The 14,415-nt window shown below is 72.4% G+C and carries 16 protein-coding genes and 1 pseudogene; 9 read left to right on the plus strand and 8 right to left on the minus strand.

The genetic code is table 11. From position 1 onward, the window contains the following. The first annotated feature begins 56 nt into the window (after positions 1-56). A complete protein-coding gene (locus OIE69_RS26440) occupies positions 57-572 on the plus strand; it encodes a hypothetical protein (RefSeq protein WP_326576200.1) in 516 nt (171 codons plus the stop codon). Here the strand turns inward: OIE69_RS26440 and OIE69_RS26445 are convergent. Next, a complete protein-coding gene (locus OIE69_RS26445; protein WP_326576201.1) occupies positions 560-1,375 on the minus strand; it encodes an HAD family acid phosphatase in 816 nt (271 codons plus the stop codon). The two genes, OIE69_RS26440 and OIE69_RS26445, sit on opposite strands and share 13 nt — an antisense overlap. Before the next feature lie 266 nt (positions 1,376-1,641). Beyond that, a complete protein-coding gene (locus tag OIE69_RS26450) occupies positions 1,642-2,520 on the minus strand; it encodes an FHA domain-containing protein (RefSeq protein ID WP_326576202.1) in 879 nt (292 codons plus the stop codon). A gap of 126 nt (positions 2,521-2,646) precedes the next feature. On the opposite strand from OIE69_RS26450, the gene OIE69_RS26455 reads away from it, so the two are divergent. Then, entirely contained in the window at positions 2,647-3,744 is a 1,098-nt protein-coding gene (locus OIE69_RS26455; RefSeq protein ID WP_326576203.1) for a carbohydrate kinase family protein, read from the plus strand. Between the two features lie 15 nt (positions 3,745-3,759). Here the strand turns inward: OIE69_RS26455 and OIE69_RS26460 are convergent, their stop codons facing one another. From OIE69_RS26460 to OIE69_RS26470, 3 genes are read right to left on the minus strand one after another with little or no spacing between them, the layout of a single operon-like run. Further along, positions 3,760-4,152 (minus strand): type II toxin-antitoxin system VapC family toxin, encoded by a 393-nt coding sequence (locus OIE69_RS26460; protein WP_326576204.1) that lies wholly within the window; start codon positions 4,150-4,152, stop codon positions 3,760-3,762. Beyond that, positions 4,149-4,376: a FitA-like ribbon-helix-helix domain-containing protein gene (locus OIE69_RS26465; RefSeq protein WP_326576205.1), complete on the minus strand. Its 228-nt coding sequence runs from the start codon at positions 4,374-4,376 to the stop codon at positions 4,149-4,151. The genes OIE69_RS26460 and OIE69_RS26465 overlap by 4 nt, the downstream gene beginning before the upstream one ends. Before the next feature lie 52 nt (positions 4,377-4,428). Further along, entirely contained in the window at positions 4,429-4,944 is a 516-nt protein-coding gene (locus tag OIE69_RS26470; protein WP_326576206.1) for a GNAT family N-acetyltransferase, read from the minus strand. A gap of 136 nt (positions 4,945-5,080) precedes the next feature. On the opposite strand from OIE69_RS26470, the gene OIE69_RS26475 reads away from it, so the two are divergent. The 4 genes from OIE69_RS26475 (at position 5,081) to OIE69_RS26490 (ending at position 8,374) form a co-directional block, all read left to right on the plus strand. Beyond that, positions 5,081-6,094, plus strand: a complete 1,014-nt coding sequence (locus OIE69_RS26475) for a PhoH family protein (protein ID WP_326576207.1) — start codon at positions 5,081-5,083, stop codon at positions 6,092-6,094. Positions 6,095-6,107: 13 nt separating this feature from the next. Further along, positions 6,108-6,605 carry an rRNA maturation RNase YbeY gene (ybeY, locus tag OIE69_RS26480; protein ID WP_326576208.1) on the plus strand — a complete coding sequence of 166 codons (498 nt, stop codon included), beginning with the start codon at positions 6,108-6,110 and terminating at the stop codon, positions 6,603-6,605. Positions 6,606-6,610: 5 nt separating this feature from the next. After that, positions 6,611-7,945 (plus strand): hemolysin family protein, encoded by a 1,335-nt coding sequence (locus tag OIE69_RS26485; RefSeq protein WP_089221497.1) that lies wholly within the window; start codon positions 6,611-6,613, stop codon positions 7,943-7,945. 81 nt (positions 7,946-8,026) lie between these two features. Continuing rightward, positions 8,027-8,374, plus strand: coding sequence for a cytidine deaminase (locus tag OIE69_RS26490; protein ID WP_326576209.1), 348 nt, complete (start codon positions 8,027-8,029; stop codon positions 8,372-8,374). Between the two features lie 76 nt (positions 8,375-8,450). Here OIE69_RS26490 and OIE69_RS26495 read toward each other — a convergent pair. Beyond that, positions 8,451-8,708 (minus strand): annotated as a pseudogene (locus OIE69_RS26495) (LysR family transcriptional regulator); the annotation flags it as partial. 231 nt (positions 8,709-8,939) lie between these two features. Between OIE69_RS26495 and era the strand changes: the two are divergent. Beyond that, positions 8,940-9,893 (plus strand): GTPase Era, encoded by a 954-nt coding sequence (gene era, locus OIE69_RS26500; RefSeq protein ID WP_018556645.1) that lies wholly within the window; start codon positions 8,940-8,942, stop codon positions 9,891-9,893. Positions 9,894-9,980: 87 nt separating this feature from the next. Here the strand turns inward: era and OIE69_RS26505 are convergent, their stop codons facing one another. Both OIE69_RS26505 and OIE69_RS26510 read right to left on the minus strand, forming a co-directional pair. Further along, the gene (locus OIE69_RS26505) at positions 9,981-10,247 is read right to left on the minus strand and encodes a protealysin inhibitor emfourin (protein WP_326576210.1); all 267 of its coding nucleotides are present in this window, start codon (positions 10,245-10,247) and stop codon (positions 9,981-9,983) included. 9 nt (positions 10,248-10,256) lie between these two features. Beyond that, a complete protein-coding gene (locus OIE69_RS26510) occupies positions 10,257-11,375 on the minus strand; it encodes a M4 family metallopeptidase (protein WP_326576211.1) in 1,119 nt (372 codons plus the stop codon). Positions 11,376-11,681: 306 nt separating this feature from the next. Between OIE69_RS26510 and leuA the strand changes: the two genes are divergently transcribed. After that, the gene (gene leuA, locus OIE69_RS26515) at positions 11,682-13,451 is read left to right on the plus strand and encodes a 2-isopropylmalate synthase (protein ID WP_326576212.1); all 1,770 of its coding nucleotides are present in this window, start codon (positions 11,682-11,684) and stop codon (positions 13,449-13,451) included. Between the two features lie 182 nt (positions 13,452-13,633). Then, positions 13,634-14,371 carry a TerB family tellurite resistance protein gene (locus tag OIE69_RS26520; RefSeq protein WP_326576213.1) on the plus strand — a complete coding sequence of 246 codons (738 nt, stop codon included), beginning with the start codon at positions 13,634-13,636 and terminating at the stop codon, positions 14,369-14,371. Positions 14,372-14,415 lie beyond the last annotated feature (44 nt).

Genomic DNA, 14,415 nt, shown 5'->3' on the forward strand with positions numbered 1-14,415 from the left:
GCCGTCTGAGTACGCGCACTCATGCGGGCCGTGGCGCGCGGGCGGAGCATGGAGTCATGCGAAGGCACCTGATGCGGCCCGCAGCGGCCGTCACGCTGATCGTGACCACGCCCGTCGCCACCTGGGGGCTCATGGGCCGGCAGGACGCCGCGGGCTTCGATCCCTCGGAACTGGACTACCTGGTACGGCCCTTCGGTATCCCGGCGGGGGCGGAGACCGCGATCGGCGCGGCCGCGGCCGTGCTGGCCACCGGCGCGGCGGTGCTGCTGGGCCGGGCCTCCCGTCCCGGACCGGACCGCTTCGACGGCCGGTGGTGGGAGGTCATCGGACCGCTGCTCGCGGCCGGGCTGCTGACCGGCGCGATCTGGCGGACGGTGACGGCCGGGGTGATCGGCGCCAACATCGGCGCCGGGCTGGCGATGCTGCTCGGCGGGCCCCTGGTCGCCGGGCTGGTGCTGTGGTCGCTGGGCCGGGGCCTGTGGCTGGCCCGCGCCCGCCGCAGCGGCCCCCGCCCCCCGCGCGGCGGGACGGGCACCGCGGGCTGGCGGCCCGCCGCCGGTCAGGGCACGTAGTACATCGGGTTGGGGAGCTTGAACGACTTGTCGGCGTGACCGCCGTTCAGGTCGCTGTACTGGTCGCCGAAGTTGGCGACGATGTCGTACCCCTGCGCCTCGATGTGGGCCCGGGTGCCCGCCTTGTAGTCGACGGTGGAGCAGGTCCACGTCGGGGCGGAGCAGGGCAGGTAGTCGGTCGCGACCTTGTTCTTCAGGAAGAAGTGGGCCGGGTCGGCGGCGGAGGTGTAGCCGGCGGTCCCGAGGTTGCGGACGCTCGCGGCGCGCTGCGTCTCCGGGCGGCCGGTGATCCAGAAGACCGTCACGCCGTGGTCGGCGGCCCAGTTGGCCAGCTGGGGCATGCCGAGGACCGGGGCCATGTCCTTGTTCTGGATGTAGGCATCGTTCGAGGCCGGCGTGTAGTTGAAGCCCACCTCGAGCTCGTAGTTGTACGTCAGCAGGGACGTGTCGTCGACGTCCAGGACGATCGCCGGCTTGCCGTGGCGGTGGTGCGCGGACTTCGCGAGGGCGTCCCGCAGGTAGTCCTGGGCCTTCTTCTCGATGCCGGCGACCTGCTTGGCGTAGTTGCCGTCGGCCGAGGCCTGGTGCTCGCCCGAGGCGTCGACGGTGTCGCCGTAGTACGCCTTGATGTCGTTGACCACGTCGGTCAGGTTGGGGATCTGCTTGTCGCTGCGCGGCACGGAGGTGTCCGCGGTCGCCGCGCCGACCCCGTAGAGGGTGGCGGCGGCCGCCACCGCGGCGACGGCGGCGGCGAGGGTGCGGGTGCGCCCGCGGGTGAACACGGACGGTCTGGCTGCGGGCATCTGGGGGCTCCTTCGATGGATCCGGCCGGAGGGCGCACACGGCCGGGCCCACGCGCTCAGGGGTACGCCCGGCCCTGCGGGGCTCGTTGACGCGGCGACGCTAGGGGTCCCGATCATGCTGGTCAAGGGCTGTCTACGCGCGATGACCCCGAATCGCCGCCCGAGGCCGGATCAGCCCAGGTCGCCACGTGCGGAAAGGACCGGCAAAGCTTTGGTATGCCGCCGCGGCCGGGTACCGGGCCGCCGTGCCCGTACCCGTCCTAGGGTCAGTGCCGGTGCCGTCCGGGACCACGCCGCCCCGATGCCGCGCCCCGTGCGCGGGTGTGCCTCGACAGGGCCGCGCCGCCCGCGCAGAGCACGGCGCCCGCCGCGAACGCGGTGAAGCCCAGCGGTGCCTTCGGCAGCCCCCACAGGGACTCCGCAAAGGGATCCGGCGGGGCCTGCGCGCTGCCCGCACCGCCGAGCAGGCTGAGGATCAGGGACACCCAGACGGCGAACCCGGCGAGCGCCACCAGCACCCCGGCGGCCATGAGCACCCGCCCCGGCCCCCGCACCCGGAACAGCCCGGTGCAGGCCTCCTCGGCGGCCCCGGGGTCCGCCTCGCGCCCGTCGCCGCCGTCCCCGTAGCGCCGGCGCCCGGCGAGGTACTGCGCGCGCCCGGAGGGGTAGGGGTGGGTGTCGCCGGGCCCGGACGGGGCCCGGGTGTCCCCGAGGTCGTGGAGGACGGCCGGCGGCGGGCGAGTGGTGCCGCCCGGCTCCTCCCCGGGCTCCTCCCCGGGCTCCTCCCCGGGGTCGTTGCCGGGGTCCCCCGGGGACGGGCGCCCCTGCCGGGCCGCCTCCACCGACAGCCGCAGTTCGACGTGGCCGATGCGGAGCAGGTCCCCGTCGCGAAGGGGGCGCGGCGCGTCGAGCAGGGTCCCGTTGAGGTAGGTGCCGTTGGTCGAGCCGAGGTCGCTGAGCACGACGTGGCTGCCGGCTCGGTTCATCGCGGCGTGCCGCCGGCTGACGCCCTCCGCGTCCAGCCGGATCCCGCTGCCGGCGAGCCTGCCGATCTCGCAGTAGCCGGCCGGAACGGCGTAGGCCCGTCCGGCGTCCGGCCCCGTGGTCACGATCAGTTGCGGTGGTGCGGCCGAGTGTCCGGGCATCTCCAGCCCCTGGGGTCATCCGCTTTCCCTCAGCATCCGTCCGCGTCCCCGCGCGGACAAACGCTGGTCACGGCCCCGGGCGCGCGTACGATCGGTCGGAACGACACCAGGCCGGGAGGAGCCCGGGTGGAAGACCAGCCCGTCCTCGACCCGCTCGCGGCGGTACGCGGGCCGGACGACCCGGAGACCGATGTGTACCTGACCGGCACGGTCTTCCTGGACATCATCTTCACCGGTCTCGACAGCGCGCCCGTCCGCGGCACCGAGTCCTGGGCGCGCGGCATGGGGTCGAGCCCCGGCGGCGTGGCCAACATGGCGACCGCCCTCGCCCGGCTGGGGCTGCGCACCTCGCTCGCGGCCGCCTTCGGCGACGACGTGTACGGGGACTACTGCTGGGACTCCCTCGCCGGCGGCGAGGGCATCGAGCTGGCGCTGTCCCGCAAGATCCCCGGCTGGCACTCCCCGGTCACGGTCTCCATGGCGTACGAGGGCGAGCGCACCATGGTCAGCCACGGCCACGAGGCCCCGCCGCCCGAGGAGCCCGCCCCGCCGTGCCCGCCGCCGAGCCGGGCGTGCGTGGCCTCCCTCGTTCCCGGGGTCCCGCAGCAGGAGTGGATCGGCACCGCCGCCGGGCGGGGCAGCCGGATCTTCGCCGACGTGGGCTGGGACGACAGCGGCCGCTGGGACCGCGCCGACCTCGCCGACCTGGCGCACTGCGAGGCCTTCCTGCCGAACGCGGCCGAGGCCATGCGCTACACCCGCACCGACTGCCCCCGCGCCGCCGCCCGCAAGCTGGCCGAGCTGGTCCCCCTGGCGGTGGTCACGCTGGGCCCCGAGGGCGCGTACGCGGTGGACTCCGCGGCCGGGCAGGCTGCCGAGGTCCCGGCGCTCTCCGTGGAGGCCCTGGACCCCACGGGAGCCGGGGACGTCTTCGTCGCGGGCTTCCTCACCGGCACCCTTGCCGGCTGGGCCCTCGCCGACCGGCTGGCCTTCGCGTGCCTCACGGCCGCGCTGTCGGTGCAGGAGTTCGGCGGTTCGCTGTCGGCGCCCGGCTGGATCGAGATCGCGGCCTGGTGGCAGCACGCCAAGGCCTACGACGACCAGGACCGCTCCGCACTGCGCCGTTACGCCTTCCTGGACGACCTGCTGCCCACCGGCACCCGCCGCTGGCCCCTGCGCCGCGCGGTGCCGACGATCGGCTTCCGCCCGCCACCGATGCGCTGACGCGAGGGGCCCGCGTCAGGCGATCACGTCGACGGGGCAGCGGGCCGCCTTGGCGCGCTCGATCCGGGCGTCCCCCGTGACCAGGGCGCACCCCAGGTGTTCGGCGAGCGCGACGTACGAAGCGTCGTACGCGGAGAGGTTGGCGCGTAGCTCCCAGACGCGATCGAGCAGGGCGTATCCCGGCATGCGCTGGATCGGCAGGGCGGACAGCAGGGTGATCGCCGTCTCCGCCGCCGCTTGCTCCAGCTTTCCCCCGAGCGACAGGCCACGGATCGCATGAGCCGCTTCGAACTCGATGACGGCCGGTGCGTGAAGGATCTCGCCGGACAGGCGTTTGCGCGCGAGATCGCCCAGTGGCCCGCCGTGGGTGAGGGCCAGGACGAGTGCGGACGCGTCGACGACGATCACCCGCGGCGCCCCTCGTCGAGGTGACCCAGCAGGTCCTCCACGGTGTAGTCGGCTGTCGCCGACTTCCGGGCGCTGGCCAGTATGTCGTCGACCGTCGGCGTTCGCGCCTGTTCGATCAGCCTCTGGCGCAGGTACTCGTTCAGGGACTGGTGCGCCTCGACCGCGCGGTGCTTGAGGGTGCGGTGCACGTCGTCGGGGACGTCCTTGATCTGGATGTTCGCCATGTCGTCACGTTAGCATGCGAAACGCATGCATGCATGCGTTTCGCATGCGCCGTCACACCCGGCGTTCCAGGATCTGCCCCGGCCAGGGGTCGCCCTCGGCCCGGCTGACGGCGAAGGGCTGGGCGCGGGTGAAGCCCAGGGCCTCGTAGCGCCGTACCAGCCGGCCCTCGCCGCCCGCGTAGCAGTCGACCCGCAGCAGCCGGATGCCGCGCCGCCGGGTCTCGGCGACGGCGTCCTCCACCAGGGCCGCGCCGATGCCGCTGCCGGAGAGGGACCGGTCGGTGACCAGCAGTCGCAGGTAGAGCTCGCGCTCGTCCACGGGCGGGGCGTAGTCGGGCCTCTCCTCGGCCAGCACGCAGACGCCCACCACCCGGCCGCCGGTCTCGGCGACGCGCAGCAGGTACTCCCGCGCGTACCGGGTCACGCGCTCCACCGCCGGGGGCCGGGAGGACCAGGGGCGGGTGCCCCACTGACCGGTGTGGCCGCGTGCGGTCAGCCACGCGATGGCCTCGTCCAGCAGGGCGAGCGTGGCGGGCAGGTCCCCGGGTCCACCGGTTCGGATCTCCATTCCGCTGTTCTACCCGGCGCGTGACGGAGCGTAAAACCTCTCGGAACCCCAGCCACACCGACGTACCCTTGAACCCCAAGCCCAGTGGCATGCCGAACAGCAGAAGGCGGGTTGAGCAGGCCGTCGAGCCTGGCCCATGACTCAGACACGGACAACGCAGCAACGGCAGGCGAGCGCCCACTTCGTCGTACCGGCCAAGCACCCCATGGTGACCGTCCTGGGGTCGGGCGACTCGCTGTTGCGCGTCATAGAGCAGGCGTTCCCGACGGTCGACATCCATGTGCGAGGCAATGAGATCAGCGCGAGCGGTGCACCTGCGGACGTCGCACTGGTCCAGCGCCTCTTCGACGAGATGATGCTGGTACTGCGCACAGGCCAGCCGATGACGGAGGACGCAGTGGAGCGGTCGATCGCCATGCTCCGCCAGGACAGCGGAACCGACGGCCTGGAGGAGACCCCCTCCCAGGTGCTCACCCAGAACATCCTGTCCAGCAGGGGCCGGACGATCCGCCCCAAGACCCTCAACCAGAAGCGCTACGTCGACGCGATCGACAAGCACACGATCGTGTTCGGCATCGGGCCGGCCGGCACCGGCAAGACCTACCTGGCCATGGCCAAGGCCGTCCAGGCCCTGCAGTCCAAGCAGGTCAACCGGATCATCCTGACCCGCCCCGCCGTCGAGGCGGGCGAGCGGCTCGGCTTCCTGCCGGGCACGCTCTACGAGAAGATCGACCCGTACCTGCGCCCGCTGTACGACGCGCTGCACGACATGATCGACCCCGACTCGATCCCCCGCCTCATGGCGAGCGGCACGATCGAGGTCGCTCCTCTGGCCTACATGCGCGGACGCACGCTCAACGACGCGTTCATCATCCTCGACGAGGCGCAGAACACCAGCGCCGAGCAGATGAAGATGTTCCTCACCCGCCTCGGCTTCGACTCCAAGATCGTCATCACGGGAGACGTCACGCAGGTCGACCTCCCCGGTGGCACGAAGAGCGGGCTGCGCCAGGTCGTGGACATCCTCGAAGGCCTCGAGGACGTGCACTTCTCGCGTCTGACGAGCACGGATGTCGTACGCCATAAGCTGGTCGGGCGCATCGTGGACGCCTACGAGCGCTACGACGACCTCAACGGCAACCGAAAGTAGCCACCGAAGCACTATGGCGATCGACGTCAACAACGAATCCGGCTGGGACTTCGACGAGGCGGCGGTGCTCGACATCAGCCGCTACGCCCTGCAGCACATGCGCATCCACCCGCTGTCCGAGCTCTCGGTCATCGCGATCGACGCCGATGCCATGGAGCAGCTGCACATCCAGTGGATGGACGAACCGGGCCCGACCGACGTCATGTCCTTCCCGATGGACGAACTGCGTCCCGGGAAGGACGACGAGGAGCCCCCGCAGGGCCTGCTCGGGGACATCGTGCTCTGCCCCGAGGTGGCCAAGAAGCAGGGCGACGCGGCCGTGACCAAGCACTCCATGGACGAGGAGCTGCAGCTGCTGACCGTCCACGGGGTCCTGCACCTGCTCGGTTACGACCACGAGGAGGCCGACGAGAAGGCCGAGATGTTCGGCCTGCAGAAGGCCATCCTCGACGGCTGGCGCGCCGAGCGCGGCATCCAGGGGCCGTCGCCGGCCCCGACGACCACCCACTGATCGCGATGGTGGTCTTCGCCGTCCTGCTGGTCGTCGTCGCCTGGCTGGCCGCCTGCGCCGAGGCCGGTATCGCCCGCACCTCCCGCTTCCGGGCGGAGGCCGCGGTGCGTGCCGGCCGGCGCGGCGCGGACAAGCTGCTGGCGGTCTCCTCGGACCCGACCCGCTACCTCAACGTCGCGCTGCTGGTCCGGGTGGCCTGCGAGATGGCGGCGGCGGTGCTGGTGACCGTCGTGTGCGTCCGGCACTTCGAACGGACCTGGCAGGCGGTCCTGGTGGCGGTCGCCGTCATGATCGTGGTCTCGTACGTCGCGGTGGGCGTCTCGCCCCGCACCATCGGCCGCCAGCACCCGCTGAACACCGCCACCGCGGCGGCGTACGTGCTGCTGCCGCTGGCCCGGGTCATGGGCCCGGTCCCGGCGCTGCTGATCCTCCTCGGCAACGCCCTCACCCCCGGCAAGGGCTTCCGCCAGGGCCCGTTCGCCTCCGAGGCGGAGCTGCGCGCGCTGGTGGACCTCGCCGAGAGCGAGTCCCTCATCGAGGACGAGGAGCGCCGCATGGTGCACTCCGTCTTCGAGCTCGGCGACACCCTGGTCCGCGAGGTGATGGTGCCGCGCACCGAGCTCGTCGCCATCGAGCGTTTCAAGACGATCCGCCAGGCCATGACCCTCGCCCTGCGCAGCGGTTTCTCGCGCATCCCGGTCACGGGCGAGAGCGAGGACGACATCGTCGGCATCGTCTACCTCAAGGACCTCGCCCGCCGGGTGCACATCAACCGGGACGCCGAGACCGACCCCGTCTCCTCGCTGATGCGCCCGGCCTACTTCGTCCCCGACACCAAGAACGCCGGCGACCTGCTGCGCGAGATGCAGCGCGAGCGCAACCACGTCGCCGTCGTCATCGACGAGTACGGCGGCACGGCCGGCATCGTCACCATCGAGGACATCCTGGAGGAGATCGTCGGCGAGATCACCGACGAGTACGACCGCGAGCTGCCGCCGGTCGTGGAGCTCGGCGGGGGCCGCTACCGCGTCACCTCCCGCCTCGACCTCGGCGACCTGGGCGAGCTCTACGGAGTGGACCTGGACGACGAGGACGTCGAGACCGTCGGCGGCCTGCTCGCCAAGACCCTGGGCCGGGTGCCGATCCCCGGCGCCTCCGCCGTCGTCACGCTCCCCGAGACCGCCTCGGCCCCGAACGCGCCGGCCGCGCTGCGGCTCACCGCGGAGGCCCCGTCGGGCCGCCGCAACCGGATCGGCGCGGTCCTCGTCGAGCCGGTCGCGGCCGTCGTGGACGAGGACGGCGCGGGTCCGGAGCCGGACGGGGCGATGCACGGCGGGTAGTGCCGCGCCCGTCCTCGTGCGGGGATCATGGGCAGGCCCTGTCCTCCAGGGGGAACCACCGGGACGGCTACGCTGACCGCCATGAGCGACGAGCTGCCCGCGGAAGACCGCAAGATCATCACCCTGGCCCGCTCCACCCGGGCCCGCAACGGGGTTCCCGAGGGCGCGGCGGTCCGCGACGAGACGGGCCGCACCTATGTGGCGGGCACCGTCGCCCTGGAGTCGCTGTCGCTCAGCGCGCTGCAGACCGCGGTGGCCATGGCCGTGGCGAGCGGAGCCACGTCACTGGAGGCGGCGGCCGTGGTGTCCGAGGCGGAGGCGGTGCCGGACGCGGACCGCGCGGCCGTGCGCGACCTGGGCGGCGCCGACACCCCCGTGCTGCTGGCCGGGCCCGACGGCGCCGTCAGGGCGACGGTCACCGCCGGCTGAGTCCGCGAGGTCCCTCTTTGTCCCGGCCCGCCGGCGGGGGCCGGCCTGCCGGCGGTCAGCCCGGGGCGGGCCCCGTCGCGCGGGCCGCGCGCAGGGCGTGCTCCCAGTCGCCGATCAGGGCGCGAGCTGCGGGCAGCAGTGCCTCGCCCTGCGCGGTGAGCGCGACGCTGCGCGGCCCGCGGTCGAAGAGGCTGAAGCCGAGCTGCCGTTCGAGGGCCCGGATCTGCTTGGAGAGCGCGGGCTGGGAGATGCGCAGCCGCTCGGCGGCACGGGTGAAGTGCAGCTCGTCCGCTACTTCGGTGAAGTAGCGGAGGTCACGCAGGTGGACATCCATAGCCATCGGTCGTAGCAGTGGCTCCTGGACGGTTCCGTGCCCCCGGCGGAACGCTGGACGACGGCCCGGGAAACGCACCCCGAGCGCCCAGGCCCGCCCGGAACGCACAGGTCAGCGGGGAGGACGCACCGCCGACCGCCACCCGCGCCCGCAACGGGCCGCCCCCCGCCGGGCACCGGCGGCTCCGGCCGCCGGCAGCGGGCGTCGGCCGGGCCCGGTGGATCAGGGACAATGGTCGCCATGAGCGTTCGCACCGAGACGACCCCCGCCCCCGCCCACCGAGCCGGCTTCGCCTGCTTCGTGGGCCGCCCCAACGCGGGCAAGTCCACGCTGACCAACGCTCTGGTCGGCACGAAGGTGGCCATCACCTCCAACCGGCCACAGACCACCCGGCACACCGTGCGGGGCATCGTGCACCGCCCCGAGGCCCAGCTCGTCCTCGTCGACACACCCGGTCTGCACAAGCCGCGCACCCTGCTCGGCGAGCGGCTCAACGACGTCGTCCGCACCACCTGGGCCGAGGTCGACGTGATCGGCTTCTGCCTGCCCGCCGACCAGAAGCTCGGCCCCGGCGACCGCTACATCGCCAAGGAGCTGGGCGAGGTCCGCAAGACCCCCAAGGTGGCCATCGTCACCAAGACCGACCTGGTGGACTCCAAGCGGCTCGCCGAGCAGCTGGTGGCCGTCGCCCAGCTCGGCGCCGAGCTGGGTATCGAGTGGGCCGAGATCATCCCGGTCTCCGCGGTCGGCGACAAGCAGGTCTCCCTCCTCGCCGACCTCATCGTCCCGCTGCTGCCGGAGGGCCCCGCGCTCTACCCGGAGGGCGACCTCACCGACGAGCCCGAGCAGGTCATGGTCGCCGAGCTCATCCGTGAGGCCGCACTCGAGGGCGTGCGGGACGAGCTGCCGCACTCCATCGCCGTCGTGGTGGAGGAGATGCTGCCGCGCGAGGGCCGCCCCGCGGAGAAGCCGCTGCTGGACGTGCACGCCAACATCTACATCGAGCGCCCCAGCCAGAAGGGCATCATCATCGGCCCCAAGGGCTCCCGGCTGAAGGAGGTCGGCACCAAGTCCCGCCGCCACATCGAGGCGCTGCTCGGGACGCCGGTCTTCCTCGACCTGCACGTGAAGGTCGCCAAGGACTGGCAGCGCGACCCCAAGCAGCTGCGCAAGCTCGGCTTCTGACCCTCCGGGCCGGAGGCCGGGCCCCCGGGCCGGCGGCGCCGTCGGAACCGGACGGCACCGCGGCACGGCGGCACGGCGGCGAGGATGTCAGGCGCCCTCCTTCAGCACCAGCCGGACCAGTTCGCGCTGTTCCTCCGTCAGCCACGGGTCGGCGCAGTGCACCGTGTGGCCGTCGACCGCGATCTCGTACCGGAAGCCGTCCGGTACGCCCTGCGGGGGCCCGCCCGGGTCCGCGGCGAGGACGTCGCGGGCGAGGGTGTGCAGACGGAAGGCGTCGGGCCGGCCGGCGGTGTCCAGGACGGCCCGGCGCTCGATCCCCGCGAAGCCGCCTGAGCGGATCACCTGTATGCGCATGGCGGACGTCTACCCCTGGGCGGGCGGTCGCGCACCCTCCGGGGCGGGCGACTGGCGCGGTACGTCGGTGCCGCCGAGGGCGGTCGCGATGCCGACCTCCGACCACGCCTTCACCACCGCGGCGTGCTCCTCGCCCTCGCCGAAGCGCCCGGCGGCCGCGGCGACCGTCGCCTGGGCGAACTCGGCGAACGTCGCCCTCGGCGACAGCGCGCCACCGGTCAGCACGTCGTACCAGACAAGCCCGGCCCGCTCCCAGGCGTTGCCGCCCAGCGCGGTGGCGAGCAGGTGGAACGCCCGGTTGGGGATGCCGGAGTTGATGTGCACGCCGCCGTTGTCCCGCGAGGTGCGGACGTAGGCGTCCATGTGGCCGGGCTGCGGGTCCTTGCCGAGGACGTCGTCGTCGTAGGCCGTGCCGGGGGCCTTCATGGAGCGCAGCGCCACACCCGTGACGCGCGGGGCGAGCAGTCCGGCGCCGATCAGCCAGTCGGCCTCGTCGGCGGTCTGGCCGAGCGCGTACTGCTTGATGAGGGAGCCGAAGACGTCGGACATCGACTCGTTGAGGGCGCCGGACTGGCCGAAGTAGTCGAGGTTGGCGGTGTACTGGGTGACGCCGTGGGTGAGTTCGTGGCCGATGACGTCGAGGGGGAGCGTGAAGTCGAGGAAGATCTCCCCGTCGCCGTCCCCGAAGACCATCTGCTCGCCGTTCCAGAAGGCGTTGTTGTAGTCGCGGTCGTAGTGGACGGTGGCGTCCAGCGGCAGCCCGGCGTCGTCGATGGAGTGGCGGCCGTACGCCGTCAGGTAGAGCTCGAAGGTCGCCCCCAGCCCGTCGTAGGCCCGGTTGACGGTGGCGTCGGCGAGGGCGGGGTCGCCCTCCCCGCGGACGGCCCGTCCCGGCAGGTCCGTGCGGTGCTCGGCGTCGCTGATCGTGCGGCGCGGCCGGTCCGACGGCTCCGCCCCGATCACCGGGAGGGCGCCGATGACGGTGGTCAGCCGGCGGCGGGTGCGCTCCGCGGCGTCGCGTTCCAGGGTGCGGCGGGCGGGCTCGGCGAGTGCGCGGTCCTCGTTGCGGGCGACCTTGTCGAGGACGTGCGGCGGCACGATCGTGCAGAAAACGGGTGTCTGCTCCATGCAGGGCAATGTGGCACGGTGCTCACTGTCTGTCACTAGGTGTCACCATGATCCACGGAAAAGGGGGAAGATGTGCGTTTTTCATGTCATCGCGGGCGGTCTTGCATACTGAGAAGAACGCCGCAGCGGCTGCAGGGTCCCCGGGGGCTCGGTTATGGTCGACAGCATCATGCGTTTCGGGCTGCTTCTTCTTAGCTGCCGCGGCGAGGGCCTGTAGTCCAGGTCGACTCCCTCCCCGCGGGGTTTGGCGTTGCACCAGCGCCGGTCGGCCGCCTCCACAGCCGCAACCGAGGAGCACCCCCGCAGATGTCCACCCCGAACGCCGTCGGCCGCCCCACGCCCATCACCGCCGCGACGGTGCGCCAGCGCCCGACCGCGATGCCGGTCCACAAGTACAAGCCGTACGAGGCCGTGGAGATCCCGGACCGCACCTGGCCGGACCGGCGGATCACCAAGGCCCCCCGCTGGCTGTCGACCGACCTGCGGGACGGCAACCAGGCGCTGATCGACCCGATGTCACCGGCCCGCAAGCGCGCGATGTTCGACCTGCTGGTGAAGATGGGCTACAAGGAGATCGAGGTCGGCTTCCCGGCCTCGGGCGAGACCGACTTCGCCTTCGTGCGCTCCATCATCGAAGAGGGCGCGATCCCCGACGACGTCACCATCTCCGTACTGACCCAGGCCCGCGAGGAACTGATCGAGCGGACCGTGGAGTCCCTGCGCGGCGCGGCGCGCGCGACCGTGCACCTCTACAACGCGACCGCCCCGACCTTCCGCCGGGTGGTCTTCCGCGGCTCCAAGGAGCAGATCCGGCAGATCGCCGTGGACGGCACGCGGCTGGTCATGGAGTACGCGGACAAGATCCTGGGCGACGAGACCGTCTTCGGCTACCAGTACAGCCCGGAGATCTTCACCGACACCGAGCTGGACTTCGCGCTGGAGGTCTGCGAGTCGGTCATGGACGTCTGGCAGCCCGAGGAGGGCCGCGAGATCATCCTGAACCTGCCGGCGACCGTCGAGCGCTCCACGCCCTCCACCCACGCGGACCGCTTCGAGTGGATGTCGCGGAACCTGTCGCGCCGCGAGTACGTGTGCCTGTCGGTCCACCCGCACAACGACCGCGGTACGGCCGTGGCCGCCGCGGAGCTGGCGCTGATGGCCGGCGCCGACCGCATCGAGGGCTGCCTGTTCGGCCAGGGCGAGCGCACCGGCAACGTCGATCTGGTCACCCTGGGCATGAACCTGTTCAGCCAGGGCGTGGACCCGATGATCGACTTCTCCCAGATCGACGAGGTCCGCCGCACCGCCGAGTACTGCAACCAGATGGAGGTCCACCCGCGCCACCCGTACGTGGGCGACCTGGTCTACACGTCCTTCTCCGGCTCCCACCAGGACGCCATCAAGAAGGGCTTCGACGCCATGGAGGCCGACGCGGCCGCCCAGGGCCCGGGTGTGACCGTCGACGATCTGGAGTGGGCGGTCCCGTACCTGCCGATCGACCCCAAGGACGTCGGCCGCTCCTACGAGGCCGTCATCCGCGTGAACTCGCAGTCCGGCAAGGGCGGCGTCGCGTACGTCCTGAAGAACGACCACAAGCTGGACCTGCCGCGCCGCATGCAGATCGAGTTCTCGAAGATCATCCAGGCGAAGACCGACGCCGAGGGCGGCGAGGTCACCCCGAAGGAGATCTGGGCGATCTTCGAGGACGAGTACCTGCCCACCCCGGAGAACACCTGGGGCCGCATCGTCCTGCGCAAGGCGCAGACCTCGACCAGCAGCGACGGCACCGACACCCTGACCGTCGAGGCGGTCGTGGACGGCGCGGAGACGGCCCTGACGGGCACCGGCAACGGCCCGATCTCCGCGTTCTTCGACGCGCTGGCCTCGGTCGGGGTCGACGCCCGCCTGCTGGACTACACCGAGCACACCATGAGCGAGGGCGCCAGCGCCCAGGCCGCCTCGTACATCGAGTGCGCCATCGACGGCCAGGTCCTGTGGGGCATCGGCATCGACGCCAACACCACCCGCGCCTCGCTGAAGGCGGTCGTCTCCGCCGTCAACCGCGCGGCCCGTTAGTCACCGCGGACGGTGAACCGGCCACGGCGCCCGCCCGGGCGCCGTGGCCGATTCTTGTATTCGGCCCTCTCGTGGTACTGACTGCGCGTTGCTCATGTGGCTAACATCACGTCATTACGGCGCCGTTGCCGGAGCGTTGCCCACGCGTACGGCGCGTAATGGGACGAACCGGTGTAATCGGGATGGCGGCCGGAGGGTGCGAAGTGCTCCAGATCAAGGGCTTGTGCATCTTGGGCGTGCGGACGGTCTGGCACACCGAAGGTGACGGGGAGTTCTTCTGCGCCGGCTGCGGCGGCGACCGCGGCTACCGGCGGCGCACCGGCACCCGGCGGCTGACCCTGCTGGGTCTGCCCCTCCTGCCGCGCGGCTCGGCCGGCACGGTCGTGGAGTGTGTGGTGTGCCGCACGCACCGCGGCCCGGGGGTCCTGGAGCAGCCCACCACCACCGTCTTCTCCGCCATGCTCCGCGACGCCGTCCACACCGTCGCCCTCGCCGTGCTCACCGCCGGCGGCGCGATGGGGCGCGGCGCCCGCGAGGCCGCCGTCGGCGCGGTCCGCTCGGCCGGGTTCACCGACTGCACCGAGGACCAACTGCTCGGCCTGCTCGCCGCGATCGTCGCCGACGAGGGCCGCTTCCCCGGCGCCTCCGACGCGCTGGACGCCGACGGGCTCGCGGACGCCCTCGACGGCTGCGGCAGCTGGCTGTCCATCGAGCTCCACGAGGCCCTGGAGCCCCTCTCCCGGCACCTGGCCCCCCAGGGCCGCGAGCACGTCCTGCTGCAGGGCGCCCTCATCGCCCTCGCCGACGGCCCCTACCTGCCCGCCGAGCGGGAGGTCCTCGGTGCCGTCGGCCGCTGCCTCGGCCTCGTCGGCGCGGACACCGAACGCATCCTGGAGGCCGCGGCCCGCACGCCGTCCTGACGGCCGCTCCCCGACGTCCCTCAACCCCCGCCCCCGCCACCGCC

This window comes from Actinacidiphila glaucinigra (assembly GCF_035918135.1).
In the GTDB taxonomy this organism is placed as follows: domain Bacteria; phylum Actinomycetota; class Actinomycetes; order Streptomycetales; family Streptomycetaceae; genus Actinacidiphila; species Actinacidiphila glaucinigra.

Coding starts and splice junctions, on each gene's coding strand:
- OIE69_RS26510 (WP_326576211.1), bottom strand. CDS start 11,375: ATGGAGCAGACACCCGTTTTCTGCACGATCGTGCCGCCGCACGTCCTC.
- era (WP_018556645.1), top strand. CDS start 8,940: ATGGTCGCCATGAGCGTTCGCACCGAGACGACCCCCGCCCCCGCCCAC.
- OIE69_RS26450 (WP_326576202.1), bottom strand. CDS start 2,520: ATGCCCGGACACTCGGCCGCACCACCGCAACTGATCGTGACCACGGGG.
- OIE69_RS26490 (WP_326576209.1), top strand. CDS start 8,027: ATGAGCGACGAGCTGCCCGCGGAAGACCGCAAGATCATCACCCTGGCC.
- OIE69_RS26445 (WP_326576201.1), bottom strand. CDS start 1,375: ATGCCCGCAGCCAGACCGTCCGTGTTCACCCGCGGGCGCACCCGCACC.
- ybeY (WP_326576208.1), top strand. CDS start 6,108: ATGGCGATCGACGTCAACAACGAATCCGGCTGGGACTTCGACGAGGCG.
- OIE69_RS26440 (WP_326576200.1), top strand. CDS start 57: ATGCGAAGGCACCTGATGCGGCCCGCAGCGGCCGTCACGCTGATCGTG.
- OIE69_RS26470 (WP_326576206.1), bottom strand. CDS start 4,944: ATGGAGATCCGAACCGGTGGACCCGGGGACCTGCCCGCCACGCTCGCC.
- OIE69_RS26520 (WP_326576213.1), top strand. CDS start 13,634: ATGGCGGCCGGAGGGTGCGAAGTGCTCCAGATCAAGGGCTTGTGCATC.
- OIE69_RS26465 (WP_326576205.1), bottom strand. CDS start 4,376: ATGGCGAACATCCAGATCAAGGACGTCCCCGACGACGTGCACCGCACC.
- OIE69_RS26505 (WP_326576210.1), bottom strand. CDS start 10,247: ATGCGCATACAGGTGATCCGCTCAGGCGGCTTCGCGGGGATCGAGCGC.
- leuA (WP_326576212.1), top strand. CDS start 11,682: ATGTCCACCCCGAACGCCGTCGGCCGCCCCACGCCCATCACCGCCGCG.
- OIE69_RS26485 (WP_089221497.1), top strand. CDS start 6,611: ATGGTGGTCTTCGCCGTCCTGCTGGTCGTCGTCGCCTGGCTGGCCGCC.
- OIE69_RS26475 (WP_326576207.1), top strand. CDS start 5,081: ATGACTCAGACACGGACAACGCAGCAACGGCAGGCGAGCGCCCACTTC.